The 604-nt window shown below is 69.5% G+C and carries 1 protein-coding gene; it reads right to left on the bottom strand.

Translation table 11 applies throughout. The features are described 5' to 3' along the window. Positions 1 to 604, bottom strand: a 604-nt coding sequence (locus tag AC07VS_RS28805; RefSeq protein WP_494752693.1) for an invasin domain 3-containing protein, incomplete at both ends; no start/stop codon positions are given.

Here is a 604-nt window from a genome sequence, read left to right as displayed (position 1 = left end):
GCCCCCGTGCCCGGGGCGCTGAAGCTGAAGCTGCTGGCCGCACTGGTGTTGAGGTTGCCGTTGGCGTCATAGGCGCTGGCGGTGAGGGTGTAGGCATCGCTGCCGTTGGCCGTCTTGGGGCCACTGCTGATCGCCACGCGCGAGCTGCCCGCCGTGGCGCTACCGGCCACGAACACCGCACTGGCCGGGCTGCCAGCAATCGAGGTGCCGCCCTGGGTGGCACTCACGCTGAAGCTGCCAACCAAGGGCGAACTCAGCGTGACCGAGCAAGTGCCTGCGTTGCCACCGCTGGTGGCGGTGGTGCAACTGGCCGCACTGAGGCTGCCTCCCGAGTTGCTGAAGTTGAAGGTGTAGGGGCTGGTGGTGACCAGGGCCCCGTTGGCATCACGCGCCGAGGCGGTCACGGTGTAGCTGGCGGCGCCAGCCACCAGGGGCCCGGCCGGCGCCAGCGTGAGGGTGGACTGCGTGGCCGAGGCCGGCAGCAGGTAGGGCACGACGCAATTGAGCTGCGCGCCGATCACCACATTCGCCGCTGCAATCTGAAACGAGCCCGCCACGGGTGTCGAGGTCGTGAACGGGCCCGAGGGGTTGCCGCTGACGGCAT

The sequence above is a fragment of the Curvibacter sp. GW821-FHT01G03 genome (genome assembly GCF_059422285.1).
This window is presented reverse-complemented; position numbering and strand designations above follow the sequence as displayed.